General features: G+C 46.4%; 1 pseudogene. It reads right to left on the bottom strand.

The features are described from left to right. Positions 1-250 (bottom strand): annotated as a pseudogene (locus B4920_RS27245) (cation acetate symporter); the annotation flags it as partial.

Here is a 250-nt window from a genome sequence, read left to right as displayed (position 1 = left end):
TTTGCATTAGGATCAACAAACTTAAAGTAGATGATATAACCTGCGGTGAAGAATAAGCCAAGCACCATACCTGAAATAGCACCTTCTTTATTCATGGTCTTAGAGAAGATACCCATGATGATTGCAGGAAACAGAGATGACGCAGCCAAACCGAAAGCGAATGCCACCACCGCCGCCACGAATCCTGGAGGGTTAACCCCGAAGTAACCCGCAATCACAATACCGATACCAGCAGCAAGTCGAGCGTACA

Origin of the sequence: Zoogloea sp. LCSB751 (genome assembly GCF_002028455.1) — a bacterium.
Classification (GTDB): Bacteria; Pseudomonadota; Gammaproteobacteria; order Burkholderiales; family Rhodocyclaceae; genus Zoogloea.
This window is presented reverse-complemented; position numbering and strand designations above follow the sequence as displayed.